Raw genomic sequence first — 22,041 nt, 5'->3', positions numbered from 1 at the left:
ATTATATAGTTTAACTAAAAAAGATATTTATAAAATATATACTTTATAAATATCTTTTTGTGAGTCTTATTTTATTAAAAGCATTTAAACTAAGTATTCTCTTGTTGGAGGGGACTTTTTTATATACATCTAAAATATTATCAATAAAAAAAGACCCTGAAAAGAGTCTTTCCGAAAAATCTATATATTATAATATAGTTATATTTTCTGCTTGAGGACCTCTAGCGCCTTTAACTATATCAAAGCTTACTTTTTGACCTTCTTCTAATGATTTAAATCCTGAAGTTTGTATAGCTGAGAAATGAGCAAATACATCATCTCCACCTTCCATTGATATAAACCCAAATCCTTTTTCATTATTAAACCATTTTACTATTCCATTATTCATTAAAAATACTCCTATTAACCTATATCAAGATATACTTGATTTACTTGTGTATCACCACAAGTACTATTATATCATAGATTAATATAAATGTCTATTTAATTATAATTTTTAATTAACATTTATATTTATTCTTAATCTTAAAATAAATTTAAATGCTTTGTATTAATTTATATTGATATAAATGTAAATAAAACTAAAAAGGGTTTTCTAGAAAACAAAATCTATCTAATTATACTTGCTTACTAATACCATAACTTGGTGCAAACAAGATTCTACTGTATTTTCTCCGTACTCTAGTATAAAATCATCTAACTGTGTATCTATAAAATCACAATAATCATATGAACTACCAATATAAGCAGTTAACATATGTGTACATTTATCCATTTTATATCCAAACATAACATATTTATCCCCCTAAAAAACTTTCATGAAAAACAAAAAGAAAACATCTTTTTGGCAACTGGCTGACATAACTTATTTTATAAGCGTTAGTCCCTATAGCTTTGCGTCACTAAATTTCTCTAGTTTTGCCGATTTAGTTTTATTCTACAATTACAATAATACAATAGAATTAGTTACTATTTAACATACTTGGTTGAAAACTTAATAAATTTATATATGAATGTTATTTTACTTGTGAAAAACAATATTAGAGTTTTTAAACAAGAGAATTTTTAAAGAACATACATAAAAGTTCAATATAAAGTTTAATTTAAGCATTACATGGTAAGGATTATAAAGTAGATGATGATATTAGAAGAATATTTTAAAAATTTGAAAGATAAAAATGACAGATAAATACATAACAAACAAAGTGAAGGTATGAAAGTATAACTTTTTGTGCCTTCATTTTGTTTATTATTCTGAACATGTTAAAAAAATGAAATAGGTTTGTCTTATATTTATATAAATTTTAATAGAATATGTATAGTATATAGTAGATAGTATGTATAAAAACTACTCAATAAGAATTAATATACATCAATTCAGCTTAATCTAATCAAAACACTTAAATAAAAGTAATCTGAAAACAACATAATTCAAATCAATTAATTCAAATAAGCCTCAATTTATCTTAAATCTTAAGAAATATTTAAGATTTAGGATAATATTTTCTTAAGATTTATGTTCTATTATATATTTATAAGGGAAAGTTACAAAAATGTAAGCCAATATAATATAACAATTTAGTCATTGTTGAGAAAGGAAGTAAAAGATATTGTATAATAGAGATAAGTATTATTATACAATAGAGGAAGTGAAAATATGTACAATATATTAGTAGTAGATGATGATAAAGAAATTGTTGATTCAATAGAAATATATCTTAAATCAGAAGGGTTTAAAATATATAAAGCATATGATGGAATGAAAGCTTTGGAAATAATAACAGAGAATGACATTCATCTAATATTAATGGATATAATGATGCCTAAATTAGATGGAATCAAAGCAACTATAAAAATACGAGAAGAAAAAAACATACCAATAATTTTAATTTCAGCAAAAAGTGAAGATACAGATAAAATAATAGGATTAAATATTGGAGCTGATGATTATATAACAAAGCCATTTAATCTATTAGAGCTTATAGCTAGAGTTAAATCAAACTTAAGACGGTATGTAACTTTAGGCAATTATGAAGATACATGTAAAGAAATTTTAAAAAGTGGAACTTTGGAGTTAAATACACTAACAAAAGAAGTAAAAATTGATGGTGAAAACATAAAAATGACTCCAATTGAGTATAAAATCATTGAGCTTCTTTTAGAAAATAAAGGACGAGTTTTCTCAATAGATGAGATATACGAAAAGGTATGGAATGAGGAAAGTTTTAATTCAGAAAATACAGTCGCAGTACATATTAGACGAATAAGAGAAAAGATTGAAATAAATCCAAAAGAACCAAGATTTTTAAAGGTGGTGTGGGGAGTTGGTTATAAGATTGAAAAATTTTAGTGGAAAAATTGTAAAAGAAAAGAGTTTAATATTTAATTGTATTTTGATTTTAATTATTTTTACATTTACACAGATGTTAGGAATTCTAATATGTTTTAACTTTTTCTCTGATAGTTTAATTTACTCTATGGGGATTATGCTTTTTTTAAACTTTATTTTATATAAGATACTGACAATGTAGATGAGGTGAGCAACTTGGAAAAATATAGAGCATTAAAGTTAGTCTCATTAATCATAATATCTATCTCATTTCCATTAACTATATTGTTGGTAACAATAGGGCTTGCTGAACCTAAATACAATATACAAAGGACTTCTACAAAAAGTGGGATTTTTAATATATCTGATGATTTTTATGACAGTAATATATTTGATGAAGGAACAATGCCAATTTTGTTATCCAATTTTAAGCTATCTGTGGGTAGTCTGTTAACTAGTGGAGAAAAAAGTAAATTAAATTATGAGTATCGCCAAACAAAAGGTAAAAGTATAGATTTAAGTATTAGTGACTCTGAGTATGATAAAATCATGAGTAATAAACAAACTCCTGAAGAATATTTAGGTTATCTAAAAAATATAAAAGTGTATGTTATTGATACATTTACAGGAGCATTTTATTCAAATACATCATATGACAATTTAGATGATTTTAAGCAAAAAACTAAGAGCTATTGTAATATAGAGATAATAAATAATGTAGGAAAGAGCTCATATATTATTAAAACAATAAATGGAAAAAAGTTTAAACTGAATAATCTGAGTATGGAACGAAATGGAGTAGATGAAGCTTTTGAGGCATATGTATCTTTTCCAGAAGAGCCAACTATAGAAGATGGAATAGTATATACTGACTTTCAAATATTTAAACAAGCTACAGAAAAAGTAAGATTATTTTTTGTAGCTAGTTTAAGTTTAGCAATTATATGTTTATTATCTATAATTTTATACAGCAGAATAAAATGTAAAGTTTTAAAAAGAAATAACATATTTTTACTAATATATAATAAGATACCTATGGAATTTAATGTAATACTGGTATATATTTCAATAGCAATTTTAATTATGTATGCTTTTGATATATCTTATCATATTTATGTCATTATGCTGGCTTCTTTATCTTTATTGGTAGTATCAAATAATATATTTTTTATAAATGTTCAATTAAGTTATTTAGAAAGTAAAATATGCATATTTAAGTCAAGTATCATAGTAAGAGTGATTTTATGGTTAATAAAAACTATAAAGGAGGTTATTAACGCTATAAAGAAAGTATCTTTAGCAAGAAAAATTATTATAATAGTGTTAACATCTTTGATTTTAATTATGGTAATTAGTACTCAAAGTATAAGTTTAGGATTGTTGTTTTCTATATGTATTTTTTTAGGATTTGCAATCTATATAACTAAGAGACTTTCCTATCTTAGTTATATAATAGAAGGTACTGAAAAGATAAAACAGGGAAATTTAGATTATAAGATAAAAATTAATGGAAATGATAACTTTACATCTTTAGCTGAAAATATAAATAATATTGGAGAAGGTCTCGATAAAGCGATAGAAGAGCAAGTAAAAAGTGAAAGAATGAAGTCTGACCTTATAACAAATGTATCTCATGATTTGAAAACTCCACTTACTTCGATAATAAATTATGTAGATTTAATTAAAAAAGAAGAATCTATACAACCAAAGTATATAAATGATTATATAAATGTACTTGAGTCAAAGTCAAAACGACTAAAATTATTGATAGAAGATTTATTTGAAGCTAGTAGAGTAAGTAGTGGTAATATAGAATTACAAATTAGTAAGATTGATTTAGTGCAACTCTTAAGACAAAGTATAGGTGAACTTGAAGAAAAATTATCTAAAAATAATTTATATATAAAATTAAATGTTCCAAATGATAAGGTGTATATATGGGCAGATGGAAGAAGAATGTATAGAGTATTTGAAAATCTTTTGTCTAATATAGCAAAATATTCTTTAGAAGGAACTAGAGTATATATTGATGTATATGATTGTGTTGAAAATGTAAAGGTGACTATGAAAAATATATCTTCTTATGAATTAAATTTTGACCCAAGTGAGATTATGGAAAGATTTAAAAGGGCTGATGAATCAAGAAATACTGAAGGTAGTGGATTAGGACTTGCTATTGCAAGAGATTTAGTAAATTTACAAGGTGGAAAATTCTATATAGAAATAGATGGAGATTTATTTAAAGCAAATTTAGAGTTTCAAAAATATGAAGAAGAAGTAACAAATATGGACTTAGATAATATTTAAGTATACGTATATTTTTTGTGAATAACCATCAGAAGCTTTCACTATAAGACATTAGAACATTGACAGTAGAGGATGAAATGTAAAAACAGAGTAACTTTAAGTCACTCTGTTTTTTATTTGAAATTAACAAAATAACAAATTAAATTAAAATTGTACACATAATTTATACAATAAAATATTATTAAAGTATCATATGATAATGCCAAATAGATATATAGATATCACACCTGTAATAATAGAAATACCAATAGATTTAAATCTATATGCAACAAGAAGTACAATCATAAAAGATATAATTTTAGGGTTCGTTATAGATAAATATAGGTTATCTCCATTAAAAAATACATCTTTAGCAGTTAAGGAAGTAAGTATTGCCACAGGTATAAATTTCATGATTTTTTTCAAAAACTCAGGCATCTCTTTTTTTGAGAAAATTAACATAGGAAGAACCCTTGGTAGATATGTAACAATGTACATTCCAATTATAATAAAAAATATATAATTATTATTCATAAGATTCCTCCTTTTTATAGTAAGATTCTTCTATAAAGAAACCAATTAAAGATGCTAAAATCGATGAAACTATTATTACTAAATTACTTTTGAATAATGCATATAAAATAACAGAAATAATAATTGATGATATAAATACTAAAATATAAATTTTATTTTTTATTTGAGAAACTATTAAGGCTATAAACATAGAAGTCAATATGAAGCCAGAAATGGAACTGTCTATAGATATACTTTCTCCTAGAAATGCTCCAATAAAATTAGCTAAAACTGATGAAATTAAACAGAAGAAATTGAGATAAATAGCATTTTTATCAGACCAATTTCCAGTAGTAAATTTTTCATAATTAACCGCAAAAGTTTCATCTGTTATAGTGTGACAAAATGGCAATATAAATTTTGGGCTTTTATTTTTTATGTACATATTCAAATTAGAACTCATTAGAAAATGTCTTAAATTAACTATAAATGTAGTCAAAACAATAGATGTTACACTTGCACCAGTAGAAATCATTGAAGCTGCAATGAATTGAGAACTTCCTCCAAATACCAGAGTTACCATTAATGCTATTTGAAAAGGTGAAAGATCAGATTTTTGTAATAGTATTCCTCCTACTATACCTATAGGTATGTAACCTAAAAATATTGGAATTGAAGCAATGAAGCTTTCTCTTAATTGTTGAGTTCTTTCCATAATAAATCACTCCTTTTGTATTAAATATATTAAAAAAAGATAAAAATAGATTAATTGTATAATTGCAATCATACTTAAAAATAAATTTGGATTAATATATAAATTACTATATAAAAACAAGATAATTCTAAAATACTATTGAATTTTATCTATTTGTTATTATGATGTAATAATATATGTTAATCTCTATAATTAATTATTATCTGGTGTAATTTCATTGTAACAACAAAAAAAAATACACACAATTAAAATATTGTGTGCAATACAATTATCTTTCCTCTTCTAATAATTTTTTTAATACAGTCAGACCAGCTTTAAGTTCTTCTGTACTTTCTGTAGCACATACCGCTATTCTTATTGCAGAAATCGGTTTTTCTTTACCAACAGCAAAACGCTCAGATGCATAAACTTGTACACCTTCTTTAAGTGCTTGTATTTCAAATTTTTCTGCCATTATACCATCAGGAAGAATCAACCATCTAAATATACATTCTTCACTCCCTAAAAGATTATAACCAGATAAATATTGATTAATAATCTTATTTCTTCTTCTTGCAGATTTACGACGTGCATTAATTAATTTATCAGCTTCTCCTGATGTAATCATACGATAAGCAATTTCTGTTAAAAAATAAGATTGAGACAAATTAATATTGTATAACGCATCTGATAATGCTTCTCGATACTGTTTAGGTGTAGAGATATATGCTAATCGCAGACTAGGTGCAATAATTTTTGATAAACTTGTAATATAAATTGTTTGATTGGGTATATAGGAAGCTACTGGATTTAAATGTGCTTCATTAAGTAAACTATGAATAGCATCCTCAATCACAATTAAGTTGTATTTAGAAGCAATATTTGCAATCATTTTTCGCCCATTTTTTGACATTATATGTGTAGTTGGATTTTGATAATCTGGTATTATGTATAGACCTTTAATATTTTCATTTTTACAAGAATATAATAAGCCTTCCTCACTAATTTCACCATTCCCTTGTTTAATTGGAATTAGTTGTATTCCAAGCATTTTAGCTGCTGTTTTTATTCCAGGATAAGTTAATGGGTCTACACCTATTCTATCTCCATGTTGAAATAGACCTGCTAAAATAGCTACAATCGCATTTTGTCCACCACTTGCAGGAAGTAAGCTATCTGCTGTAGTTTCAAGCCCAGCCTTATAAATTAATTTGACAATAGCTTCTTTTTGCCATTTAGCACCATCTCTTTGTCCATACTGGAATATCGTTTTAAAATCTATTTCTTTAATTATATGTTTAAATAAAGTATTCATTTCTTCTAGTGTGAAATCTGGATTCATTGTGCCCATTTCAATAAATGTAATTTTGCTATTACTCGACATTAAGAATAGATTTGAACGTGCATCATAAGACACAAAGGTTCCACTTCCTGTAACTCCACTTATTAATCCTTTTTTTTCACAAATTTTAAAAGCTCTAGAGATAGTGCTGACATTAACATCTAGGAAATCTGCCAATTCACGTTGAGGAGGCAATTTAGTACCTGGCAATAAAAATCCATTGTTGATATCTTGCTCTAATTGCTCTGCGATAGCTTTATATAATATTTGTCCTTTTGAAGGCCGTTTTGGTTTCCAACTCATAGGATAATTTTCAAAAGAATTAATTGGCATAAGTTTTCACCTCTCGTTATTAATTTGATTTTTTCCAAACAATATTCTTACAAGAATTGAATTAATTTTTAAGTTAAAATAGTATAATACGCCATATAAAATCATATTAAAGCTATGTATATAGCTAAAATCTTATATATATAAATAGATATACTATTATATAAATGTAAAATTTTAAAACAGAAAGAGTTAAAAACACAGTTTATTGCAACTCTTATTGTTGAGTAGATATGTACTATTATATCTGATTGAGTAAGTTTTTCAATCATAAATTTATAAAGCTTTTTACATTATAATTTAAACAAAGGATTAAATTATTTAAGATTATAAATAGCTAATACATTTAGTAAATTACTAAATATACAAAATGTAAATGCTTATCAAAATGTATAAATACTTATAACATCTAGTTACTTACAGGGTTTGAGTAGTAAAAAATATTAAAGTAAGTATGGCATGGTAGTTGCTTATATATTTATCAAGAAAGGAGTTATTAAGCATGGAGTTGAGAGATAAGCTTTTAAACATCATAAATACAGAAAATAAAAAAGATCCATTAACAGATGTTCAAATAGCAAAATTTTTAAGCACAACTAGAGAGAATATAACTAATTTGAGAAAAGAGCTTAATATAAGTAATTCAAGGCAAAGAAGATATCCCTATCTGAAATCAGCAATTTCATCAATATTACAAAAAAATAAGAATATTTCTATATCAGAAATCACAAGAGAATTGATGACAGAAGGTTTTAATATATCCAGAAGAGTTGTAGAGGAACTTTTACCTAAAGAAAGTTTAGAAATGGATGTAGTAGAGGCAACTAAAGAAGAATCGAGTGACCCATTTGAAACTCTAATAGGAAATAAAGGGAGTCTTAGAAATGCTGTAGAGCAGGCTAAATCTGCTATATTGTACCCACCCAAAGGATTGCCTACATTGATTGTGGGAGAAAGTGGAGTTGGTAAGAGTTTATTTTCTAGACATATGTATGAGTTTGCAAAGCAGAAAAAAATAATAAAAGAGAGTTCCAATTTTGTTGTATTTAATTGTGCTGATTATAGTGACAATCCACAATTATTATTGTCTTTGTTATTTGGATATAAAAAAGGTGCATTTACTGGAGCTGAATATGATGCACCAGGTCTTGTAGAAGAAGCTGATGAAGGAGTTTTATTTTTAGATGAAATACATAGATTGCCTCCAAAAGGTCAAGAAATACTATTTTCTATCTTAGATAGAGGAAAATTTAGAAGATTAGGTGAAACCAATGCTGAAAGAAAAGTAAGTATTATGTTGATTGGAGCAACTACTGAAAATGTAGAGACTAATTTATTATTAACATTTAGAAGAAGAATACCAATGCTAATAACTTTGCCACCATTACATGATAGATTACTAAAAGAGAAAATAGACCTTATATACAATATCTTTCAACAAGAGTGTAACAGAATAAGTGCAAAAATATTTGTAGATAAAAATGTGATTGAAATACTTACACTAAAAAAGTTTAGTGGAAACATAGGACAATTACAAAATATGATTCAGGTTCTTTGTGCAAGAGCTTTTATGAAGTTTATAAATTCTAAAGATGAAGAGAATGAATCGATAGTAGTAGTAGATATAAATGAAGTTTTGAAGCTTAAAGATTCTTTTAAAGATGCAGCCTTTCAAGAAATTGAATACATAGAGATAAGAAAATATTTAAAAAATGCTATATTTATACCATTTAATTTAGAAGAATCATCAATAAAAGGAAATCTTTTGAATGATGAGTATATATTACCAGAGGATATATACAAAACAATTGAAAAGAAGTATTATGACTTAAAATATCTAGATATTGAAGATATAGACATAGAGAATATTTTATGGACTTTTATTTTAAATAGATTTGCTGACTTAGAGTTCAATCTAAGTAGTGATGAAGAGATTTTTTCAATGAGTGATTTAAATAGTTTTGTAAGTGATAGTTTAGTAAAACTGGTAAAAGAACTTATGAATGATATAGTTGAAAAAAATATCAATTTAGAAGTAAATAAAAATATGTTTAAATATCTAGCGATACACTTAGAAGAAGCTATAAAAAGAATTAAACTAAATCAAAAGATAATAAATGTAAATTTAGAAAAAATAAGAATTGACTTTTCAAAAGAATATGAAATTGGTAAAAGTTTTGCAATAAAAATCGAAGAATCAATTGGGGTTAAGATTCCAGATGATGAAGTTGGATTTATAACACTCTATATAAAGTCAGCTCTAAAAAATGAAGTAAAAAAAGATAAAGTAGGGTTAATAATAATTTCTCATGGACGCATAGCTACAGAGACTGTAAATGTAGTTAAAGAGCTTTTAGGCGTAAAGTTTCCTGTGGCTATAGATATGCCTTTAGATGAAAAACCAATAAACATATACAATAAGGCAGTAGAATTGTCAAAAATAATAGACCAAGGAAAAGGTATATTATTTTTGGTAGACATTGGTTCACTTACAAACATAGGACAAATAGTAAATAAGAGAACTAATATAAATACTAAAACTATTGATAGAGTAGACCTCTTAATGGCACTAGAAGCAGCTAGAAAAGTTTCTATGGGAGATGAAGAGTTGGATGAAATGTTTTTTTCTTTGTTAAAAGATAGGATGGGGTATAACTATGAATTGGAAAAACACATAGATAAATCAAATGCAATTGTAACTTTGTGTCTTACTGGAGAAGGAACTGCTAAGTACATAAGTAAAACATTGGAAGAAAAGTATGATAATACTAAATGCTATCAAATGAGTGCATTAGATGAAAATCTATTTTATAAAATTGAAAATCTAAAGGAGACAAACAATATATTAGCTATTATTGGGACAATAAATCCTAAGATAGCAGGTATAAATTTCATACCATATAATAAAGAACTTTTTAAAAATTTGGATATTTATCTATCAAAATCAAAACAACAAGATGACAAACTTACTAAATCGTATGAAAGAATGCTTGATGAAGATTTAGTAATTTTTGAACCAGATATATACTTTAAAAAGGATTTATTAGAATATGTATGTTCAATTCTTATAAATAAAGAATATGTAGAAAAAGACTACTTAGATTCAGTTTTACATAGAGAAGAGATGCTTCCAACATATTCTAAAGGAGCTGTAGGTGTGCCTCATGGAGATTCTTCTACTGTAAATAGTACAAGATTTGTTTTTGTCAAACTAAAGAATCCCATTGACTGGGGTGTAGGCAATGTAAATTTTATATTTATGCCAGTTTTTCAGGCTAATGATAAAGAAGTTGTTAAAAATGTTCTTGAGATATTAAAAGATGAGGAATTTATGAATAATGCTAATAAGTGTTTTAATAAAGAGGATTTCAGAAATATTATATTTGATAAATTTAAACATCTGTAGCTATAGCAAAAAAAATTGAGAGGAGTCAGAGTAATGAATGTAGATTTAATATCATTAGGTTTAGAATCTAATGATTATGAAAATGTTATTGAAGAATTAGGAAATATAATGTATCAAAAAGAATATGTAAAAGATACATATATAAATGCTGTCTTGGAAAGAGAAAAGACATTACCAACAGGTCTCAATATTGGCGAAATGTGTGTTGCTATTCCACACACAGATTCAAAACATGTAAATGAATCTAATGTAGCTGTGGGCATATTGAAAAAGCCAGTAAAGTTTAATTCAATGATAGACCCAACAGATAGACTTGATGTAGAACTTGTATTTTTATTAGCAGTAAAGAATCCAGATTCACAAGTAAAACTATTAAAAGATTTAATGTCAGTTTTTCAAAATATAAAGCTGTTAAAGAGTATAAAAAATGCATCAACAAAGGAAGAAGTAGCTAAATTATTGGATTTTATAGAAATCTAATGTAGAAAAATCTTAGAAATAAAAAATTAAAATTTAAACAATCAAAGTAAGTATTATTTTCTAAATAGGTTTAATCTATATAAAATAAAAATTTAGAGTAAAAAATTAGGAGGAAATTATTATGAAACAGTTTAATGTATTATCAGTTTGTGGTTCAGGAACAGTTACATCATCAATGGTAGCAGGTAAATTAAAAGAAGTATTAGGAAATAAGGGAATTTCTATTACTACAACAGAAACTAGACCAACAGAAGCACTAAATTTAGCACAATCAGGAAGATTTGACTTTATAACCTTTACTAGTCCACTTCAAACAGGGGATTATGGAATACCAACTATAAATGCATTTGCTTGCCTAACTGGCATAGGGGAAGAAGCATTCTTTGAAGAAGTTTTAAATGTTATTGAAGGGATAGACAAGTAACCAATTAATTTTATAAATAGGAGGATAAAAGATGTTAGAATTTATGAAATCTATAATCGATACATTTGGTTCTGCAATTATAGTTCCAATTATAATATTCATAATAGCAAAGATATTTAAAGTAACTACTAAGAAATCGTTTCTTTCTGCTGTATATGCAGGAGTTGCTTTACAAGGTTTTACACTGATTTTAAATTCATTTACACCAATAATAACACCAGTTATCAATAGGATGGTTGAGAGTACAGGAGTAAATCTACCGGTTTTTGATGTTGGTTGGCAAGCCACATCGTTGGTTGCATTTTCAACAAGTGCAGGTATGATATATTTAGGTCTTGGAATATTATTACAAACAATTTTATTTTTGATAAAATGGACAGACGTGTTTCAACCATCGGATTTATGGAATAACTATTCTTATATGGTATGGGGAGCAATGGTCATAGGAGTAACAGGAAATTTTCCTTTAGGTATAGCATGTATGGTTTTATTAAACTTATATAGTTTGTTAATATCAGAGTTAGTTGCAAAGAGATGGTCTAGTTACTATAGATACCCTAATTGTACAATAATAGCCATGCATAATGTTGAAGCTTCTGTGTTTGCAGTATTTGCAGACCCTATATACAACAAATTAGGACTAAACAAAATAAAATTAAATCCTAAAGAATTAGAGAAAAAATTAGGATTCTTAGGTGAACCAATTACTCTAGGGCTTTTTTTAGGGATGTTTATAGGTATATTAGGTAATATGACAAGAATAACTACTATGGAAGCTTGGGGAGAAATAATGAAAGTAGGTATATCTACAAGTGCTGTCATGGCAATCTTCCCTAAAGTAGCAAGTATGTTTGCTCAAGCATTTGCACCTATAACAGAAGCAGCTAGAAAGATTATGCAAAAAGCTGGAAACCGTGAGTGGTATATAGCAGTGAATGATGCTGTTGGATATGGTGAACCTGCAACTCTGATATCAGGTCTTATATTAATTCCAATAATGCTTGTAATCGCTATGATACTTCCTGGTAATAAGGTATTACCAGTTGTAGATTTATTGGCAATTCCATATATGGTGCAAGGTCTAGTTGCTATACATAATGGTAATATACCAAAAGTATTAGTTTCAGGTATAATTTGGTTTGGACTAGGATTATATATTTGTACATCTACAGCACCATTATTCACAGATATGGCTACAAGTATAGGGGTTGCCATACCAGCAGGAGCAATGTTGATAACAAGTTTTAATATACTAGGAAAACCTTTGATGGGATTAGTTTTCTTTGCATTTCTAAGTGCAAATCCAATTTATATAGGTCTTGTAGTTGTAATTTACTTTGTTCTGTGGGCATTATTTAGAAAGAATAAAGCAGGCATACTCGAATATCTAGAAAAACAAGCACTTAAGAATATAGAAGAAGAGCCTGTAATAGTTTAAGTTTATAAAAATGAGATAATAGTAAATAAAGGAGTTTATAGCTGATTTTATATAAGTATCAGGTAATATCTGAGAAATATTTAAATGAAATGTAAACTTCTTTTTATTTTGGTAATATTTGCAATTATAATTTTTTGTATTTATTTAACTTTTTCTGTATAGCATGATATTAAAAACATATTTTTTTATGTCTATACAGTAATGTAATTTGATTTTATAAAATGTAATTCTCATTGACAAAATGCCTTGTATATAAGGTATTTACCTGAATAAACTATTTATCTTTTGTATGGCATAGATATTGCTATATAGAGTTATATAGCATGAAAGGAGATATTTATATGGAAGATAAAATGAGAGCATCAGTATTATACAATGTAGGTGATGTCAGATACGAAATGGTAGGTATACCAGAAATAACAAATACAGAAGTACTTGTAAATGTAAAGTATGTTGGAATATGTGGTTCAGATTTACCTAGGTCTATGGTAAGTGGTTTGAGTGGAAATACATCATATCCATTAATTTTAGGGCATGAATTTTCTGGTGAAGTTGTTAAAATTGGAGAAAAAGTAAAACATATTAATATAGGGGATAGAGTAGCTGTTGCACCATTAGTACCTTGTGGAGAATGTGACTACTGTAAGGAAGGTAATTTTGGTTTGTGTGATGATTACAATATAATTGGAACAAGAGTAAATGGAGCATTGGCAGAGTATGTAAGAGTTCCAGAAGAACATATTTTAAAACTACCAGATACATTAGACTATGAAACTGCTGCTGGAATTGAACCAGCAACTATAGCTTATCATGGGATTTCAAAGTCCGATATTAAAGTAGGAGATAGTGTAGTTGTGCTGGGATGTGGTCCAATAGGTCAATTTACTATACAATGGGCAAAGGTGTTTGGAGCATCTAAGATTATAGCTGTTGATATATTTAATGAAAAGTTAGAAATTTCTAAGTCTTTAGGAGCGAATTATACATTGAATTCAAAAGAAGTAAATGTAATTAAAGAAATAAAAAAAATAACAAATGGTGGTGCTGATGTTGTAATAGAGACTGCTGGTAGCAGATTTACACAAGAACAATCTCTGCTTGTAGCAAAAAAGAGAGGAACTATAGTGTTTGTGGGTATATCACACACAGAATTGCCACTCGGTGTAGAAGCTACTGAGTGTATATTACGTGGGGAACTTACTTTGAAAGGTTCTTGGAATTCATATACAAGTCCTTATCCTGGAAGAGCATGGAGAGCAACTTTGGATTTTATGGGAAAAGGTGATATTGTTTTTAAACCGATGATTTCACATAGAATAGGTCTTAATGAAGTTGGTGATTTTTTAAGTAAAATGAGCAAGAGAGAGATTAATTTTAATAAAATCCTAGTAGAAATATGAAAATTTAATAAATAAATATAAAAAATTATTAAATTTTATAATTACGACATTAAATAAAATAAAAATAATTTTTCCAAATAAAATATAGGAGGAAGAAAAATGTTAGAAAATTTAAAAGAAGAGGTATTAAAAGCAAATTTAGAATTACCTGAGAAAGGACTAATTACTTATACTTGGGGAAATGTAAGTGGGATAGATAGAGAAAAAGGATTAGTAGTCATAAAACCAAGTGGTGTAGAGTATAGCAGTATGGCTGTAGAAGATATGGTAGTAGTTGACTTAGACGGAAATGTAGTTGATGGTAAATTAAGACCTTCTTCAGATACTCCAACTCATCTAGTTTTATATAAAGAATTTGAAGAGTTAGGGGGAATCGTACATACACATTCAAGTTGGGCCACAATATGGGCTCAAATAGGGAAATCTATACCAGCATGTGGTACTACTCATGCAGATTATTTTTATGGAAGTATACCATGTACCAGAAAAATGACTAAAGAAGAAATTTGCAGTGAATACGAAAAAGAAACTGGAAATGTAATTGTTGAAGAATTTATGGGAAAAAACCCAATTCATTGTCCAGGAATAATTGTGAATGACCATGGACCTTTTACATGGGGAAAAAGTGCAAATGAGGCTGTCCATAATGCAGTAGTTTTAGAAGAAGTTGCAAAGATGGCCTATTATACAGAGTTAATGAGTCCTGATAATATTATGGAGAAGGTACTTATGAATAAGCATTTTTCAAGAAAGCATGGAAAAAATGCATACTATGGTCAAAAATAATTACTTGGAGGTGAATTATGCTAGAGTCTTTAAAGGTCAAAATTGTGGAAATAGCAATTAAAGCAGAACATTATGGTTTATGTAAAGAAAAAGCTGGCAATTTTAGTATTAGAGATAAAGATACTGGATATATACTTATAACACCCTCAGGTATAGGAAGAGAAGAATTAAAAGTTGAGCATATTTGTGTTTTAGATTTAGATGGAAATATAATAGAGGTTCAGAAAGGCATTAAACCAAGTAGTGAGGTGTTGATGCATATTGAAATATATAAAATAAGGGAAAATGTAAATGCTATATCACATACTCATTCTTTATATGCAACAACATTTTCAGTAGCAAAGAAACCAATTATACCAATTGTATATGAATCAGTTAACTATGGTGGTTATGTAGATATTGCTCCATATGAAAGACCAGGAACTTTAAAATTAGCTAAAAGTGTTTCAAAATTATTGTTAGATACAGATGCATGTTTACTAGAAAGGCATGGTCTAACAACTGTAGGTGATGATTTAGATGAGGCATTATTAAAATCAAGATATGTAGAAGAGGTAGCAGAAATATATTATCGGTCTTTAGTGTTAAATCAGTTTAAAGAGCTTGAAGTAGTAGATGTTGATGAATTTAACTCATGGAAATACCCAGAAGAAATAAAATTTTAATCTAAGCAATTTTTATTGAAGTGATTAATTAAAATATATGTACTATTTATGTCAATTACTATCTTATCTTATATTAATTACTATATTTTTTAAAAAGAATATAGAATTCCAAAGTCATATAAAATTGACTTGGAATTCTATACTTTTTATTTATGCATTTTTCTTTATCTGATTTTCTGGAGAATTTATATGTTCAAAATATTTTTTAGTTTCAGAGACTATTATAGGAGATAGTGCAAGTAAAGCTATCAGGTTAGGTATTGCCATAAGTCCATTTACGATATCAGCAATTATCCAAACAACTTCTAATTTTAAGAATGCACCTAATAACACCATAGCTACAAATACAGTTCTATACCCATTCATACCTCTTACACCAAATAGGAATTCAAAACATCTTTCTCCATAATAACTCCATCCTAAAATTGTAGTAAATGCAAATAATGTTAAACTAACTGTAAGTAATATTGGTCCAAATGTAGGAATTGCTCCATTAAAAGCTGCTTGTGTCATAACAGCTCCATTTAGGTCTGAACACCATACTCCTGAAATAACAAGAGAGAATCCAGTAAGAGTACAGATTATAATAGTGTCTATAAAAGTACCTGTCATAGATATAAGACCTTGTTCTGCTGGCCATTCAGTTTTAGCAGCTGCTGCAGCTATTGGAGCACTACCTAGACCAGATTCATTTGAAAATACACCACGAGCTATACCATTTCTAATTGCTAGCGACATAGTTGCTCCTAGAAAACCACCAGTAGCAGCAGTAGGTGTAAATGCACTTTTGATTATTAGCATAAAAGTTTCAGGAATTTTATTCCAAAAAGATAGTAAAATGATTCCACAGATTACGATATATATAACCGCCATAAAAGGTACTATCTTAGTAGCTACATTAGATATACTTTTAAGACCTCCAAATACAACTAAAGCTACAAATACTGCTAATACAACACCTGTGATTCTAGGGTCTACTCCAAAACTATTATTTATAGCATCTGTTATTGAATTTACTTGAGTAAAAGTACCTATTCCTAAAAGTGCAACTAATATACCACTTATAGCGAAAAATATTGCAAGAGGTCTCCATTTTTCCCCCATACCATTTACTATGTAGTACATTGGTCCACCAGACACTTGACCATTTTTATCTTTAGTTCTGTATTTTATTGCAAGAACACCTTCTGAATACTTAGTAGCCATTCCAAAGAAAGCTGCTATCCACATCCAAAAAAGTGCACCAGGTCCACCAGCTTTAATAGCTGTAGCAACACCAACAATATTACCAGTACCAACTGTAGCAGCTAGTGCAGTACATAAAGCTGCAAAACTTGAAACATCACCACTACCTTTGTTTTCAGCAGAGAATATTAACTTAAGAGCTCTTGGAAGTTTAATTATTTGTATAACTCCAAGTTTAACAGTAAGTAGTATACCAGTACCAACTAGCAATACTAGTAGGGGTGGTCCCCAAATAAAAGCATCAACTTTGTTTAAAACATCAATTAGATTCATAAAAACACTCCCTCATTTTTTTGCTTTACATAATCAATAGAATTTTTAATGAAGTAATTGACAGGAAATAAGTATAATTTATTAATAATTTCTAGTGTAATAAAAAAAGCTAAATCTAAAAAAGATTCAGCTCTGGATATACACTAATTAGCAACCAAAATAAAAGTATTAATAAATACTAGTTTTGGTAGATAATCCCTGTCCTTTTGCCTGAGAGATTGAGCATAAAAGCCTTGCCCCTTCGGCGCCCATAATGGGTCTCTCCAGAGTTCCGTAAATTTTACAGTCCTACTTTTAAAAGTACCTGAGAGTGTTACTCCTTCGGTGTGCTGTATAGCAACTCTTCTATAAAATCTTAACCGGATATTGATTTGTCATAGCTTATTGTATTAATAATATTAATATAAGTTTTTATGTTTTGTCAACTGAAAATTTAAAAAACAAAGAAAAAATATAAAAATGTATGCCTATTTACGAATTATAAACTTATAAATATAAGTAATATACGTGAAAATGGATTCTATAATAGGTATACAAATTAGAAATAAGATAAGTTTTAAATAAAAAAATAAGAAAGTTTTAAATAATTAATTAGATATGATTAAATTATGGTAATATTATAGTTACGATATTAAGAAAAGTTCTATTTATTTAGATTTTAATCGTAATATGAGATTAAGCATAGAGAAAGGAAGTATTTTTAGATGGGAAAAGTATTAGTACTGGCAGAAAAGCCTTCTGTTGGAAGAGATATAGCAAAAGTTTTAGGGTCAAAAAATGAAAAAAACGGATATATAGAGGGTTCAAAGTATGTGGTAACTTGGGCATTAGGTCATTTAGTTACACTTGCTGACCCTGAAAGTTATGGAGAAAGATATAAATCATGGAGCTTAGAAGACTTGCCAATACTTCCTAAGCACCTGAAGACTGTTGTAATAAAAAAGAGTGGAAAACAGTTTAATACAGTCAAAACTCAAATGAATAGAAATGATATAGATGAAATAGTTATAGCAACAGATGCAGGTCGTGAAGGAGAACTTGTAGCAAGGTGGATAATAGAAAAATCACAAGTAAAAAAACCTCTAAAGCGCCTTTGGATTTCTTCAAGTACAGACAAAGCAATAAAAGAAGGATTTGCGAAATTAAAAGCTGGAAAAGAATATGAAAATTTATACTATTCAGCAATAGCACGAGCAGAAGCTGATTGGATTATTGGAATAAATGCAACTAGAGCTTTGACAACAAAGTACAATGCACAACTTTCTTGTGGAAGAGTTCAAACTCCTACTCTTGCAATGTTGCTTAAGAGAGAAGAGGAAATAAGAAATTTCAAACCTAAAGAGTATTATGGATTGGAATTAATCGCTACAAAGGGAAGTTCAGATATAAAGTTTATTTGGAATGATAAGAATAGTGGCTCCTCAACATTTAGTAAGGAAAAGATAGAGAGCATATTGGAAAAAATAAAAAATTTAGACATAAAAATATCTGAAGTAAGTAAGTCATATAAGAAAAAATATTCACCTGCACTCTATGATTTAACAGAGTTACAAAGAGATGCAAATAAAATGTTTGGATTTTCAGCAAAAGAAACATTATCTATAATGCAAAAACTATATGAGTATCATAAAGTACTTACTTATCCTAGAACTGATTCTAGATACCTAACTTCAGATATTGTTGGAACATTGAAAGATAGAATAAAAGCTGTAAATGTTAGCGATTATTCAAAAATTTGTAATAAATTATTAAAAAGTAATATTACAGCTAATAAATCATTTGTTGATAATTCAAAGGTAACAGACCATCATGCAATAATACCAACGGAGCAGAAAGTCTTTATGAGTGATTTTAGTGATAAAGAGCGAAAAATATATAATCTTGTAGTAAAAAGATTTTTAGCAGTACTGTCTCCTCCTTTTGAATATGAACAGACAACTATAAATGCAACTGTAGAAGGCGAAATATTTAAGGCTAAGGGAAATAAAGTAATAAATTTAGGTTGGAAGGAAAATTATAAAGATATTGAAGATGAAGATGAGTATGAAAGTATACCAAATGTTTTAGAAAAAGACATACTTAAAGTTAAGGGATTAAAGATAAATTCAGGTAAAACAAATCCACCACCATACTTAAATGAGGGTACATTATTGACAGCTATGGAAAAAAATGGTCTTGGGACAGTTGCTACAAGAGCAGATATAATAGAAAAATTATTCAATTCATTTTTAATGGAAAAGAAAAATAAAGATATATATATAACATCAAAAGGTAGACAATTATTAGATTTAGTTCCGATAGATTTGAAGACACCAGAACTTACAGCTTCATGGGAAAAGAAGTTATTGGATATTTCAAAGGGAAAACTTAGTAAAGATACCTTTATAAATAACATGAAAGATTATTCAAAAGATATTGTTTTAGAAATAAAAAATAGTGATAATAAATTTAAACATGATAACTTAACTAAAAATAGATGTCCAGAGTGTGGTAAATTCATGTTAGAGGTAAATGGTAAGAAAGGCAAAATGCTGATTTGTGAAGATAGAGAGTGTAACACTAGAAAAACTATATCACAAGTAACTAATTCAAGATGCCCTAACTGTCATAAAAAATTAGAACTTCGTGGAGAAGGTGAGGGAAGAATCTTCACTTGTAGCTGTGGATACAGAGAAAAGCTTTCTTCTTTCAATAAGAGAAAGCAAGAAGAAAAAAAGAAGGCATCAAAAAAAGATGTTAATCAATATTTAAAAAATCAAAATAAAAATCAAGAAACATTTAATAATCCATTTGCAGAAGCATTAGCTAAACTAAAAAATAAATAATTTTAAAGTTATTATTATACACAATTATAATTTTAATTGTATATTAGTTATATGTACTGGTATAATATAGCATATAATTTAGGCATGAAAGTAGGGCTGTTAAATGGATTTGAGGGATATATTTAAATATTATTGTAAAGAGTGTGAGAATACATGGAATAATTTAAGTGTTGAATTATTTGACAATATAGAAACATATAGTAAGGATTCACAAAAAAAGAGTGAAAAAGAATTGGATAAATTGATAAATACAATATCAGTTCATTTAGAAAAGTATCCAAGTGACTTTGTATTGAGAAAAATGTGGGCAAAAAAGGGTGAAGCTTTCTTACAAAAGACATTAGAAAAAGAAAATATTTTTAAGTTAGAAAAAATGGATGTGGAAGATAGAAAAAAATTTTTAGATATAACAAAACAATTTATTAGAGATGCTAGAAAATTTGATGGTGATTTACCTATAGGGGATATTATGCAAGCTATGAGGAATGTATGGATTTCAAATGCATTACAATTATTATTTGGTAAAGAGGTCTATTATTCAAAAGCTAACTTTGCATATAGCATGTTATATCCATATACTGATAATTATTTAGACAATACAAGTATAAATAAAACTGATAAGATTTTATTTAATAACTGGTTAGAAAAAAGGCTCTTGGGAGAACACATTAAATCTAATAACTATCATGAAAGTAAAGTATCTCAAATGATAGATTATATTGAAAGTGTATATTCTAGAGAAAAGTTTACAGAAGTCTATGAATCACTATTATTAATATTTAAAAGTCAAGTAAAGAGTTTAAAACAACAAAACGATGAAAATCATTTGTGTAAGGAAGATTTATTATCCATTTCCATTGAAAAAGGTGGCTCGTCTGTTTTAGTAGATGGATATTTAATAAGTGGATTGATGACAAAGGAAGAAATAGAGTTTTGTATCGGCTATGGATTTTTATTACAAATATCTGATGATTTACAGGATATAAAAGAAGATTTAAAATACAACCATAAAACTATTATTACAGAGATGGCAAAAGAGGGTACTTTAGATAAAGTTGTAAATAAACTAATAAATTTTACTATTGAGTTAATAGATAGTTTTAAAATTAACAATAAAAATGAATCTGTAATAACTATGATAAAGAATGATTGCTTAATGTTAATTTTGTTTTCTATAGTTTATAATGCTGAATTTTTTTCTATAGAATATATAAAAGAAATAGAGAAATTTATTCCATATACAATAGATTATTCATTAAAAATTGAAGGGAAAATGAAAGAAAAATTTAAAAGTATAGATGTTTTAAATAATGAAAATGAATATAAAAAAATGATTGATATTACTTGTGCAGAGTAGAAAAAAGGGAGCGTCTCAGAATAGACTTTTTAGTTTATGAGGCACTCTTTTTGTATAAAATCAAATGTATTTTCATCATTTTAACAATTAAAAAGAGGCTTATCTATATTTTGGTATAATTCCCTTATAGTAGACATTTAAATAAAAGGCCATTATAATAGGTCTAAAAAGTGTATACTCTAAGGGGGTTTTTCTATGTCTAAAAAACACAAAAAATATAGCAAAGAACTTAAACTAAAAGCTGTAAA

General features: G+C 27.5%; 17 protein-coding genes and 2 riboswitches. Of the genes, 11 read left to right on the top strand and 6 right to left on the bottom strand.

The window, feature by feature from the left end; genetic code table 11:
• Window positions 1-187: 187 nt before the first annotated feature.
• Window positions 188-388, bottom strand: a complete 201-nt coding sequence (locus KGF42_RS16285; RefSeq protein ID WP_021424814.1) for a cold-shock protein — start codon at window positions 386-388, stop codon at window positions 188-190.
• 225 nt (window positions 389-613) lie between these two features.
• Complete coding sequence (locus KGF42_RS16280; RefSeq protein ID WP_227826691.1) at window positions 614-790, bottom strand: hypothetical protein; 177 nt, start codon at window positions 788-790, stop codon at window positions 614-616.
• Window positions 791-843: 53 nt separating this feature from the next.
• A riboswitch (cyclic di-GMP riboswitch) is annotated at window positions 844-933 on the bottom strand.
• Window positions 934-1,657: 724 nt separating this feature from the next.
• Here KGF42_RS16280 and KGF42_RS16275 point away from each other — a divergent pair.
• Window positions 1,658-2,350 (top strand): response regulator transcription factor, encoded by a 693-nt coding sequence (locus KGF42_RS16275; protein WP_054274316.1) that lies wholly within the window; start codon window positions 1,658-1,660, stop codon window positions 2,348-2,350.
• A 195-nt stretch (window positions 2,351-2,545) separates the two neighbouring features.
• Entirely contained in the window at window positions 2,546-4,636 is a 2,091-nt protein-coding gene (locus tag KGF42_RS16270) for a sensor histidine kinase (protein WP_255650986.1), read from the top strand.
• Between the two features lie 189 nt (window positions 4,637-4,825).
• Here KGF42_RS16270 and KGF42_RS16265 read toward each other — a convergent pair whose 3' ends face one another.
• The 3 genes from KGF42_RS16265 to KGF42_RS16255 all read right to left on the bottom strand — a co-directional run bounded on the left by KGF42_RS16265 (window position 4,826) and on the right by KGF42_RS16255 (window position 7,497).
• Complete coding sequence (locus KGF42_RS16265; protein WP_054274313.1) at window positions 4,826-5,149, bottom strand: AzlD domain-containing protein; 324 nt, start codon at window positions 5,147-5,149, stop codon at window positions 4,826-4,828.
• On the bottom strand, window positions 5,142-5,843 hold the full coding sequence (locus KGF42_RS16260; RefSeq protein WP_227823060.1) for an AzlC family ABC transporter permease: 702 nt from the start codon (window positions 5,841-5,843) through the stop codon (window positions 5,142-5,144). Before KGF42_RS16260 ends, KGF42_RS16265 begins: the two co-directional genes overlap by 8 nt.
• A 268-nt stretch (window positions 5,844-6,111) precedes the next feature.
• Complete coding sequence (locus KGF42_RS16255) at window positions 6,112-7,497, bottom strand: PLP-dependent aminotransferase family protein (protein WP_227823061.1); 1,386 nt, start codon at window positions 7,495-7,497, stop codon at window positions 6,112-6,114.
• A 499-nt stretch (window positions 7,498-7,996) separates the two neighbouring features.
• Between KGF42_RS16255 and KGF42_RS16250 the strand changes: the two genes are divergently transcribed.
• The 7 genes from KGF42_RS16250 to KGF42_RS16220 all read left to right on the top strand — a co-directional run bounded on the left by KGF42_RS16250 (window position 7,997) and on the right by KGF42_RS16220 (window position 16,093).
• On the top strand, window positions 7,997-10,900 hold the full coding sequence (locus KGF42_RS16250; protein WP_227826689.1) for a sigma 54-interacting transcriptional regulator: 2,904 nt from the start codon (window positions 7,997-7,999) through the stop codon (window positions 10,898-10,900).
• Window positions 10,901-10,933: 33 nt separating this feature from the next.
• Complete coding sequence (locus tag KGF42_RS16245) at window positions 10,934-11,380, top strand: PTS sugar transporter subunit IIA (protein ID WP_054274309.1); 447 nt, start codon at window positions 10,934-10,936, stop codon at window positions 11,378-11,380.
• Window positions 11,381-11,501: 121 nt separating this feature from the next.
• Window positions 11,502-11,804, top strand: a complete 303-nt coding sequence (locus tag KGF42_RS16240) for a PTS sugar transporter subunit IIB (RefSeq protein WP_227823064.1) — start codon at window positions 11,502-11,504, stop codon at window positions 11,802-11,804.
• A 31-nt stretch (window positions 11,805-11,835) separates the two neighbouring features.
• Complete coding sequence (locus tag KGF42_RS16235) at window positions 11,836-13,242, top strand: PTS transporter subunit IIC (RefSeq protein WP_227826688.1); 1,407 nt, start codon at window positions 11,836-11,838, stop codon at window positions 13,240-13,242.
• 341 nt (window positions 13,243-13,583) lie between these two features.
• Window positions 13,584-14,642 carry a galactitol-1-phosphate 5-dehydrogenase gene (locus KGF42_RS16230; protein WP_227823066.1) on the top strand — a complete coding sequence of 353 codons (1,059 nt, stop codon included), beginning with the start codon at window positions 13,584-13,586 and terminating at the stop codon, window positions 14,640-14,642.
• Between the two features lie 99 nt (window positions 14,643-14,741).
• The gene (gene araD, locus KGF42_RS16225) at window positions 14,742-15,428 is read left to right on the top strand and encodes an L-ribulose-5-phosphate 4-epimerase (protein WP_054274305.1); all 687 of its coding nucleotides are present in this window, start codon (window positions 14,742-14,744) and stop codon (window positions 15,426-15,428) included.
• 17 nt (window positions 15,429-15,445) lie between these two features.
• On the top strand, window positions 15,446-16,093 hold the full coding sequence (locus KGF42_RS16220) for a class II aldolase/adducin family protein (protein WP_227826687.1): 648 nt from the start codon (window positions 15,446-15,448) through the stop codon (window positions 16,091-16,093).
• A 150-nt stretch (window positions 16,094-16,243) separates the two neighbouring features.
• Here the strand turns inward: KGF42_RS16220 and KGF42_RS16215 are convergent, their stop codons facing one another.
• Window positions 16,244-17,611 (bottom strand): alanine/glycine:cation symporter family protein, encoded by a 1,368-nt coding sequence (locus KGF42_RS16215; protein ID WP_107594258.1) that lies wholly within the window; start codon window positions 17,609-17,611, stop codon window positions 16,244-16,246.
• Window positions 17,612-17,799: 188 nt separating this feature from the next.
• Window positions 17,800-17,888: riboswitch (glycine riboswitch) on the bottom strand.
• Between the two features lie 427 nt (window positions 17,889-18,315).
• Here KGF42_RS16215 and KGF42_RS16210 point away from each other — a divergent pair.
• Both KGF42_RS16210 and KGF42_RS16205 read left to right on the top strand, forming a co-directional pair.
• On the top strand, window positions 18,316-20,436 hold the full coding sequence (locus tag KGF42_RS16210) for a DNA topoisomerase III (RefSeq protein WP_227823068.1): 2,121 nt from the start codon (window positions 18,316-18,318) through the stop codon (window positions 20,434-20,436).
• A 103-nt stretch (window positions 20,437-20,539) separates the two neighbouring features.
• Complete coding sequence (locus KGF42_RS16205) at window positions 20,540-21,793, top strand: flagellar protein FliS (protein ID WP_227823069.1); 1,254 nt, start codon at window positions 20,540-20,542, stop codon at window positions 21,791-21,793.
• Window positions 21,794-22,041 lie beyond the last annotated feature (248 nt).

It is taken from the genome of Clostridioides sp. ZZV15-6383 (genome assembly GCF_020657735.1).
GTDB lineage: Bacteria > Bacillota > Clostridia > Peptostreptococcales > Peptostreptococcaceae > Clostridioides > Clostridioides difficile_D.
Note: the sequence above shows the minus strand (reverse complement) of the source record. Positions and strands in the feature narration are given on the sequence as shown.

Coding starts and splice junctions, on each gene's coding strand:
- KGF42_RS16285 (WP_021424814.1), bottom strand. CDS start 388: ATGAATAATGGAATAGTAAAATGGTTTAATAATGAAAAAGGATTTGGG.
- KGF42_RS16280 (WP_227826691.1), bottom strand. CDS start 790: ATGTTTGGATATAAAATGGATAAATGTACACATATGTTAACTGCTTAT.
- KGF42_RS16275 (WP_054274316.1), top strand. CDS start 1,658: ATGTACAATATATTAGTAGTAGATGATGATAAAGAAATTGTTGATTCA.
- KGF42_RS16265 (WP_054274313.1), bottom strand. CDS start 5,149: ATGAATAATAATTATATATTTTTTATTATAATTGGAATGTACATTGTT.
- KGF42_RS16260 (WP_227823060.1), bottom strand. CDS start 5,843: ATGGAAAGAACTCAACAATTAAGAGAAAGCTTCATTGCTTCAATTCCA.
- KGF42_RS16255 (WP_227823061.1), bottom strand. CDS start 7,497: ATGCCAATTAATTCTTTTGAAAATTATCCTATGAGTTGGAAACCAAAA.
- KGF42_RS16250 (WP_227826689.1), top strand. CDS start 7,997: ATGGAGTTGAGAGATAAGCTTTTAAACATCATAAATACAGAAAATAAA.
- KGF42_RS16245 (WP_054274309.1), top strand. CDS start 10,934: ATGAATGTAGATTTAATATCATTAGGTTTAGAATCTAATGATTATGAA.
- KGF42_RS16240 (WP_227823064.1), top strand. CDS start 11,502: ATGAAACAGTTTAATGTATTATCAGTTTGTGGTTCAGGAACAGTTACA.
- KGF42_RS16235 (WP_227826688.1), top strand. CDS start 11,836: ATGTTAGAATTTATGAAATCTATAATCGATACATTTGGTTCTGCAATT.
- KGF42_RS16230 (WP_227823066.1), top strand. CDS start 13,584: ATGGAAGATAAAATGAGAGCATCAGTATTATACAATGTAGGTGATGTC.
- araD (WP_054274305.1), top strand. CDS start 14,742: ATGTTAGAAAATTTAAAAGAAGAGGTATTAAAAGCAAATTTAGAATTA.
- KGF42_RS16220 (WP_227826687.1), top strand. CDS start 15,446: ATGCTAGAGTCTTTAAAGGTCAAAATTGTGGAAATAGCAATTAAAGCA.
- KGF42_RS16215 (WP_107594258.1), bottom strand. CDS start 17,611: ATGAATCTAATTGATGTTTTAAACAAAGTTGATGCTTTTATTTGGGGA.
- KGF42_RS16210 (WP_227823068.1), top strand. CDS start 18,316: ATGGGAAAAGTATTAGTACTGGCAGAAAAGCCTTCTGTTGGAAGAGAT.
- KGF42_RS16205 (WP_227823069.1), top strand. CDS start 20,540: ATGGATTTGAGGGATATATTTAAATATTATTGTAAAGAGTGTGAGAAT.